We start from the raw sequence: 8,449 nt of genomic DNA, 5'->3' as shown, positions 1-8,449 counted from the left end.
TTAGTCTTAACGATTGTCCTCAGCCACCGCTTGATAGAGTCGGGAGGTGAAATCGGGCATGGCGGAGAGTACCCTTTTCCAGTTCGGTATAAACGGGGCTTCCAGTGGGTTGTCGAGAAACGCCTGTCCCGCTTCCACGATACTCTGCTGAAAGACTTCGATCGCCTCCTCTTCCGCATGGCGGTTGAAGGTCAGGGCGTTGATCTTGGCATCGTGGTAGTACATCTCCACCATATCGAGGGCTTTACGTAGATAGGCTGCCTTGAGGCTGCGAAAGAATGCCTGGTTCATCTGGATGCCCTCGGTCGCCAGTTTTCGATAGAAGGATTTTGCGATGTCCCGACTCATTTTTGCGAGACCACCTGCGCGGTCTTCTGCAGATAGATCCTGATGTTTGTGGTCATATTGGTCGGCTATATCGACCTGACAGATCTGGTGGTAAGAGATATTCCGGTAGACCTCTGATAGCAAGCCAACCTCAAGTCCCCAGTCGCTGGGTATGCGTACCTGGGATGCGAGATCCCGGCTCATGGCAAACTCTCCGGAGAGTGGATAGCGGAAGCTGTCCATATACTTCAGATAGTCGAGTGGGCCGACCATCAGTCTCAGAGCGCGCAGCATGGGGGTGACGAATAACCGGGTAACTCGGCCGCTGAGTTTGTCCTCGTTGACTCGGGCATAGTAGCCCTTGGCATATTCAAAACTGAAGTTGGGGTGGGCCAGTGGATAGAGTAAGCGGGCAGGCAACTCCCGTGAGTAGGTGACGATATCGCAGTCGTGCAGACCGATGGCCTGCAGCTCCTCGATGGCCAAGGCATATCCCAGGCAGAACCAGACATTGCGACCCTTTCCCGGCTCCGGTGGGGATAGTTCCCGTTCCTGCAGTTCTGCATCGAGGCTTCGCAGTCGAGGCCCATCCTGCCAAAGCAGGTGGGTTTGCTGGGGGAGTCGGGCAAAAAACTCCTGGGCTTGCTTGAATTCTGATTCACTGGCCCGGTCGAGGCCGATAATGATATGGGATATGTAGGTGGCGTGTTGCAGCTCATCGACTATGTGGTTCAGGGCTGGTCCGGTAAGCTCTGAAAACAGGCTGGGAAGAACCAGGCCTATGGGTTTCTTCAGTGAGAATGTTTTTAGTTCCTGTTCCATATCCTCCAGAGGACGATTGGTCAGTTTGTGTAATGTCGTGATATCCCCATGTTGGAAAAAGTCAGCCATTATCTATCCTCATATTGTTGTATCAGGCCCATAATGGCCTGGTTCCAGCCGGTCGGACCCGGTTGGTCGGTTATCTTGGCATCGGGCCGTTGTGGAAGTGTCATATGGCTGCCGTCATGCTTGCGAACAATGATCGGGATGTCTACAGCAAGCAACATATCCCGGTCGTTGTCACTATCTCCTAGAGCGATGGTTCGATCTATTCTTTTGCCTTTGGTCATCAGGTGATTCATTACATGCTTCACTGCGTGGCCCTTATCAGTATCGCTCAACAGATGAAGAAAGCGTCCACCTTGTAGTAGCCTGAATCCAGCCTTGCGGGTCTTACGTTTGAACTTGTTCAGGCTCTCTTCGCTACCTCGCCAGATCATCGGTTCTGATGCCAGCCTTTGCATGGCGAGTTCTGCCGATGCTCTATCCAGTCCTGTCGCCTCAATGACATCTTCCAGACTCATGTCACCAAAGCCTATGAAGTCATACTCGGGGTTGGCACGACAATCGACCAGATAGTCCCTCATCATCAGGTAACCTGGCGGTGCGATCTGAGGCTCTTCGTCAGGGTAGATGATCACCGCCCCGTTCTCCGCTACCATCGGGCCATCCAGTTCAAGTCGCTGCAGAAACACCTTCAGCTCTGCATGGGTCTTGCTTGAGGTTGGAATGACTGGAACCTTATGTTCTTTCAGTCGCTGAAGTGCCGGCAGGGCTGGAGTGTAATCATAGCTGTTATGATCCAGCAGTGTGCCGTCCAGGTCGGTAAAGATCAGCCATCCGTTCATCATTTCTCTACATCTTTTTCGTGTTGTTGTGAGTAGCCCGGTTGGTCATTGATCTGCCAAAACGCCAGGTGTTGACCGTTCAGCATACCGCTAAACCGGTAAAATTGAATGACTTACGGCAGTTTGAAACAAAAATTTGCATGGATCGATTAGCACTCAGAGATGGAGGAGAAGAGAATTGAAATGGATGACATGGGATTGAAATCAGTTACTGCAATTTGTTGTGTGGCTATGTTCAAAGTCTTTAACTGGCTGTTAATAAGTTAGAACCCGATAGAGCAGATTCTATGCCAAAGTGTCTGTAGTGAGGGTGCAAGCTGTGATTCATCACTATTTCAGTGGCTATTACGGCTTCACTAAAGGAGAGTCGGATGCAGCTCTGATCAGGCTGGACAGGTTGTATGGAAATTGTCATCCTGCATTTTCCGACGGAAGGGTTGTGATGGAACATAGTGAGCCTAAAAAACTCTACTCAGACACACCTCGTAAGAAAAAAGGTTCATAACAGGGCGTTCACTGGCTGCAACTTGATCTGTTGCGCACTAAAATAGTGCGCTTATATCTTTAGTTCACCATTCTATAGTGCCCTAGGGCAAAAAATGGGCTGCCCCCATGCACCACATTTGTGAGTAAAGGAGAGCGGAAGCGACATGCCACTATTCAATACCAGTATGTTTTCACTACTGCTCTTCCTGGCCAGCCCTATAATCCTTGCTGAAGATAAGCCAGCGCCCTGGGTGATCGTGTCAGAAGCGAAGGAAGATGACTTTGTGCAACGCATAGAGGCTCTGGGTACACTCAAAGCGAACGAGTCAGTAGAGCTGACTGTGAATGTTGCCGAATCGGTGACAGCACTCCATTTCGATGATGGAGAGAGGGTTACCAAGGGGCAGGTGATCGTAGAGATGACCAGTCGTGAAGAGCATGCGTTGCTGGAAGAGGCGCGGGCCAACCTGGAGGAGGCCAGGCAACAGTTCACTCGGGTAAAGAGTCTCCAGTCACGAGGGATAGAGGCTCAATCTCTACTCGATCAGCGACGCCGGGAGCAGGACACCGCCAGGGCAAGACTGGCTGCGATAGAGTCCCGTTTGTCCGATAGGGTGATCAAAGCGCCGTTTTCCGGGGTGGTTGGATTGCGTAATATCAGCGTTGGTGCCTTGGTTGAGCCTGGCGATACCATCACTACTCTGGATGATGACCAGGTAATGAAGCTGGAGTTTGCCGTACCCTCATCCTATCTCGCACAGCTGCTGCCGGGATTAGCGATTCGAGCCCATACCCGAGCCTATTCGGATGAGGTTTTCGAGGGGCGTGTGAAAGTGGTCGATAGCCGGGTCGATCCAGTAAATCGTTCAATCATTGTAAGGGCGATGTTGCCCAACACGAGCAGTAAGCTGAAGCCGGGCATGTTGATGACAGTGGAGTTACTTTACAACCCCCGTCGGGCACTGCTGATTCCTGAGTCGGCACTGATGCCAAAAGGCAGAAAACAGTTCGTGCTTACAGTCAATGGTGAAGAGAACAGGGTTTCAAAAGTTGAGATCAAAATAGGTTCACGCCGACCGGGAGAGGTGGAGGTGATCGAGGGATTGAAGCCTGGGGATCGGGTAATAACCCATGGCACAGATAAGGCGAAGGTGGATGGCCTAGTGCGCATCAAAAGTGTTGATGATGGCTCTAAGAGCGTCGAGATGATGTTGAAACCTCAGCTCAGTAAAATACCGGGTCGCAAATGATCCTCTCTGATCTCTCAGTCAAAAGGCCGGTCTTCGCAGCAGTCATCTCACTGCTGCTGATTGCCTTCGGTTTGGTGGCCTTCAATCAGCTCCCTTTGAGAGAGTATCCCAATATCGACTCCCCGGTGGTCTCAGTGGAGACTATCTATCCTGGCGCTGCAGCGAATGTGGTCGAGACACGGATTACGCAATTGATCGAGGATCGTATATCCGGTATCGAAGGGATTCGATTTACCTCCTCAGTCAGTGAAGATGGCCGTTCAGTGGTGACCATCGAGTTCGACATAGGACGGGATATCGACTCTGCAGCCAACGATGTTCGGGACAGGGTGTCGGCGATCCTCGATAACCTGCCATTGGAAGCCGACCCACCTGAGATCCAGAAAGTCGACACCAATGAAGAGGTCATCATGTGGCTCAATCTGGTGAGTGAGCGGATGACAGTGCCTGAACTTTCCGATTATGCCCGGCGCTATCTGGTGGATCGGTTTTCGGTGCTCGATGGGGTTGCCCGGGTGCGGGTTGGCGGTGGGCAGACCTTCGCCATGCGGGTCTGGATCGACCGACAGGCGCTGGCTGCCAGGGGATTGACCGTAGTTGATGTAGAGCAGGCGTTACGTAGTGGTAATCTGGAGTTGCCGGCAGGCAGTATCGATTCTGTTGATCGTGCTTTCACTGTGCGGGTGGATCGAAGTTTTCATACCGAAGAGGATTTCGCGCAACTGGCACTGGCTCGGGGCGATGATGGTTATCTAGTCAGGCTCGGTGAGGTGGCCAGAGTGGAAAAGGGGGCGGAGGAGACGCGTACCTTCTTTCGTGGCAATGGGGTGCCGATGGTGGGTATAGGGATAATCAAGCAGTCCACAGCGAATACCTTGACGGTAGCGGAAGCGGCAAAAGCTGAGCGAATCAGAGTCAATCAATCCTTGCCGGAGGGCATGGAGATCAAACAGAGTTTTGATAGTTCGGTGTTCATCAAAGAGGCCATCGACGAGGTCTATAAAACGCTTTTCATCGCCATCGCACTGGTGGTTACGGTGATCTTTCTGTTTCTCGGAAGTCTGCGGGCGATGATCGTACCTGCGGTGGCAGTCCCTGTCTCGCTTGTTGCGACCTTCCTGGTTTTACTGGCGTTTGGATTTACCATCAATATCCTCACCTTGCTGGCGTTGGTTCTTGCGATAGGGTTGGTTGTTGATGATGCGATTGTGATGCTGGAGAACATTCATCGTCGAATGGAGAGCTATCAGGAGAGTCGTCTTGTCGCTTCGTTTCGTGGTGCGCGGCAGGTTGCCTTCGCCGTGATCTCTACCACTTTGGTGCTGGTTGCAGTTTTTACCCCGATCGCATTTCTTGGTGGGGATATAGGCCGCCTCTTCTCGGAATTTGCCATCACCATGGCGGCGGCAGTGATCTTCTCCAGTCTGGTGGCCCTCTCACTTTCGCCGATGCTGGCTTCTCAGATACTGCCCCAGGGGGATGATGAGAGAAATTGGCTTAGCCGGCGTGTGGATGGTCTGTTTAAGCAACTCCGTCGTTTTTATATAGCCACTCTGGGGTGGATAATGAAGCGCCTCTGGTTGGTGGTTCTGTTGTTTGCAGTGACTTTGGGCGGTGCCTATTGGTTATTTGATCAGATCCCTGATGAGTACGCCCCAAAAGAGGACCGCGGCGCTTTCTACCTATTGGTAAATGGTCCTGAAGGCGCTTCATATGACTATATGAAGAGCTATATGGACGAGATCGAGCGGCGCATGATGCCCTATGTTGAATCTGGAGAGATCACAAGATTACTGGTGCGGGCACCAAGAACCTTCAGTAATTTCGCCATCTTCAACAGCGGTATCGTTATCAATGTGTTGAGTGATTGGGGGGCACGTCGCTCTGCCTGGGAGATCATGGCCGAGTTACGTAAAAAGCTCTCTGATCTACCAGGGGTGAAAGCATTCCCGGTGATGCGGCAAGGGTTTGGGCGACGCATTCAGAAACCGATCCAATTCGTTATTGGTGGTGGTACCTATGAAGAGTTGGCCAAATGGCGGGATATTCTGCTGGCAGAGATTGAGAACAGTAATCCAGGATTGCAGGGTATAGATTGGGACTATAAAGAGACCAAGCCCCAGCTTAAAGTGATAATTGATTATGATCGGGCTGCGCAACTCGGCGTAACCATAGAGAGCATAGGTCGAACCCTGGAGACTATGTTGGGTTCACGCCGGGTGACGACCTACATTGAAGAGGGTGAGGAGTATGACGTGATCCTCGAAGGTGACCGAAAAGATCAACAGACCCCCAGTGACCTGAGTCACCTCTATGTACGATCCGCTAATGATGGAGAGCTGGTTCAACTCTCTAATCTGGTCAGCCTGCAAGAGATAGCAGACTCTATCAAACTCAACCGATATAACCGGGTCAGAGCGATTACCATCGAAGCCAACCTGAAAGATGGTTTGGCCCTGGGTGATGCGCTGGGTTATCTGGAAGATCTGGTAAGTGAGCACTTGCCTGCTCATGCAGTGATTGACTACAAGGGGCAGTCCCGGGACTACAAAGGTGCGGGTGGGTCGGTATTGTTTGTATTGATTCTTGGTGTGGTAGTGGTCTATCTGGTGCTTGCTGCCCAATTTGAGAGCTGGGTTCACCCTCTGGTGATCATGTTGACAGTCCCCCTGGCAATGGCAGGGGCATTGCTTGGGCTCTACCTGACAGATCAGAGTCTCAATATCTACAGTCAGATCGGACTGATCATGTTGGTTGGTCTGGCTGCAAAGAACGGTATCCTGATTGTTGAGTTTGCCAACCAGTTGAGGGACAGGGGGCGCAGTTTCGATGAGGCTCTGTTTGAAGCTGCTGAAGTGCGTTTTCGTCCAATTCTTATGACAGGTATCACTACGGCAGCAGGGTCATTGCCGCTGCTGATCTCAACCGGAGCCGGTTCTGAAACCCGACTGGTTATCGGCACCGTTATCCTGGCAGGTGTCATAGCCGCCACACTCTTTACCCTCTACATTGTTCCTGCTGCCTACCATCTGCTGGCCAGACACGCCAGTTCTCCATTGCAGCTGACGCAACAACTGCAGGCTGAACTGCAGCAACATCCGGATAGGGCCCGATCAACCGACTCCACCTGACGCATCTAAAAAACGCATCGTGTTGAGCGTTTTAAGAGATGACCCCTTCATCGAGTTTGCTCGATTCGACCAGGAAGTCGTAGCAGAGATCCCGTACTTTCTCATTGGCACGACACTTCATCGCAGAGCGGGGGTGCTGATTGAGGTGGCCACTGATGCCATAGATATCATTGAAGCCCCACTCGATCTCTTTACGCAAAGGCACAAAATCTTCCTGAATGGCCTTGTAGATGGGCCGCACATCGAATTTAGGATTCTTCAGAAAATTGAGCAGCAGCTCCAGGTTGCAGTTGCCAGCACCGCGCCCAATACCATTAATTGTGGCGTCAAGCAGGTTTACGCCATCAATGATCGCCTGCTGGGTATTGGCGAAGGCGAGTTGCTGATTGTTATGGGCATGGAAGCCAAGCTCTTTGCTTGGTGCATATTTCTTATAGAGTTCAAGATAGTCAGTGACCTGTTCCGAGTAGAAGGCACCATAGCTGTCAACAAGGTAGAGATAGTCGAGTTCCGGGGTCTCCTCCACCTGGTTGAGGGCCTCGATCAGATCAGTTCGAATTGCCGCTGAGCAGGCCATGATATTGATGGTGGTTTCGTAGCCAAGGTCTTTGGAGCGCTTGATCAGATCCAGGCCTTTATCGATGTCTGGAACGTAACAAGCGACCCGGGCCATATCGAAGGGACTCTGCTCTCTGGGTTGCAGACTGTTGATGTCGACCCGGCCGATATCGAACATCACTGCCACCAATGGAGGGTTTTCACACTCGTGCGAATCGATGACCATTTTCAGGTCATCGTCATCACAGAAATTCCATTTGCCATAGGCTTCACGGGTGTAGTCTTCGCTGACCATCAGCTTCTTGCCCAGCTCAATGACATCCACCCCAGAATCGCAGGCCGCTCGGTAGACCGCTTTCACGAAGTCGTCAGTGAAGTGGTAGTTGTTGATCAGGCCACCATCGCGAATGGTGCAGTCCAGGACTTTAAGCTCTTTGCGGAACACGTTGGATTTCCTCGGGGACGCATTTAAATAACCGATTCTAGCTGATAGAGTCGGGGTGGGCCATGGTTGGTGCTTCAATAGTGAGTATTAATTTATGCTGAGTCGCACGTAGTCTGCCTGGATCTGATCTCAGAGGGAGAAAGAAAATAATTGATTGTAGCTTTATTAAGTTAAGATATGGTCAAGCAGATTCGTGATTTAAAGGAGTTATTTATATGTTGAAGGGATATCAATCAGGCATCCTGCTTATATTCATGATAGTCAGCACACTAGCCAATGCGGCTCATATCAACCATGACCGAAAAGGGCAGGTGGCCTTGCTGCCTTACTACACCGTCAACAATAACTTCATTAGCAACTTCACGGTAACCAACACCACCGCAATGTACAAAGCGGTACGGGTGCGCATCGTTGATTCCCGAACAGCGGCCGACCTGCTGAATATCAATCTCTATCTCAGTCCCTTCGATGTCTGGAACGCGACACTGAGAAAAGACCCGCTTAGCGGACTGCCGAATCTGATCACAGAGGATGAGAGTTGCACCTACCCGGAAAAATCTGAGCTACAGGCGGGCATTGCAT

The 8,449-nt window shown here is 51.4% G+C and carries 6 protein-coding genes and 1 pseudogene; 4 read left to right on the top strand and 3 right to left on the bottom strand.

Annotated features, from left to right (window positions below; all coding sequences use genetic code 11):
* Positions 1 to 6: 6 nt before the first annotated feature.
* On the bottom strand, positions 7 to 1,218 hold the full coding sequence (locus tag AC4IE7_RS07480) for a glycosyltransferase family protein (protein WP_490776196.1): 1,212 nt from the start codon (positions 1,216 to 1,218) through the stop codon (positions 7 to 9).
* Entirely contained in the window at positions 1,218 to 2,000 is a 783-nt protein-coding gene (locus AC4IE7_RS07475) for an HAD-IIB family hydrolase (protein WP_490776195.1), read from the bottom strand. The genes AC4IE7_RS07480 and AC4IE7_RS07475 overlap by 1 nt, the downstream gene beginning before the upstream one ends.
* Before the next feature lie 301 nt (positions 2,001 to 2,301).
* On the opposite strand from AC4IE7_RS07475, the gene AC4IE7_RS07470 reads away from it, so the two are divergent.
* From AC4IE7_RS07470 to AC4IE7_RS07460, 3 genes are all read left to right on the top strand, one after another.
* On the top strand, positions 2,302 to 2,502 hold the full coding sequence (locus AC4IE7_RS07470) for a hypothetical protein (RefSeq protein ID WP_490776194.1): 201 nt from the start codon (positions 2,302 to 2,304) through the stop codon (positions 2,500 to 2,502).
* A gap of 145 nt (positions 2,503 to 2,647) precedes the next feature.
* Positions 2,648 to 3,733 (top strand): efflux RND transporter periplasmic adaptor subunit, encoded by a 1,086-nt coding sequence (locus AC4IE7_RS07465; RefSeq protein ID WP_490776193.1) that lies wholly within the window; start codon positions 2,648 to 2,650, stop codon positions 3,731 to 3,733.
* The gene (locus tag AC4IE7_RS07460; RefSeq protein ID WP_490776192.1) at positions 3,730 to 6,864 is read left to right on the top strand and encodes an efflux RND transporter permease subunit; all 3,135 of its coding nucleotides are present in this window, start codon (positions 3,730 to 3,732) and stop codon (positions 6,862 to 6,864) included. The genes AC4IE7_RS07465 and AC4IE7_RS07460 overlap by 4 nt, the downstream gene beginning before the upstream one ends.
* Positions 6,865 to 6,895: 31 nt before the next feature.
* Here AC4IE7_RS07460 and AC4IE7_RS07455 read toward each other — a convergent pair whose 3' ends face one another.
* Complete coding sequence (locus AC4IE7_RS07455; RefSeq protein ID WP_490776191.1) at positions 6,896 to 7,867, bottom strand: aldolase catalytic domain-containing protein; 972 nt, start codon at positions 7,865 to 7,867, stop codon at positions 6,896 to 6,898.
* Positions 7,868 to 8,082: 215 nt separating this feature from the next.
* On the opposite strand from AC4IE7_RS07455, the pseudogene AC4IE7_RS07450 reads away from it, so the two are divergent.
* A pseudogene (locus AC4IE7_RS07450) lies at positions 8,083 to 8,449 on the top strand (hypothetical protein); the annotation flags it as partial.

The organism is Candidatus Thiodiazotropha sp. AKAK3 (assembly GCF_058244645.1).
This window is presented reverse-complemented; position numbering and strand designations above follow the sequence as displayed.

Coding starts and splice junctions, on each gene's coding strand:
- AC4IE7_RS07465 (WP_490776193.1), top strand. CDS start 2,648: ATGCCACTATTCAATACCAGTATGTTTTCACTACTGCTCTTCCTGGCC.
- AC4IE7_RS07460 (WP_490776192.1), top strand. CDS start 3,730: ATGATCCTCTCTGATCTCTCAGTCAAAAGGCCGGTCTTCGCAGCAGTC.
- AC4IE7_RS07475 (WP_490776195.1), bottom strand. CDS start 2,000: ATGATGAACGGATGGCTGATCTTTACCGACCTGGACGGCACACTGCTG.
- AC4IE7_RS07480 (WP_490776196.1), bottom strand. CDS start 1,218: ATGGCTGACTTTTTCCAACATGGGGATATCACGACATTACACAAACTG.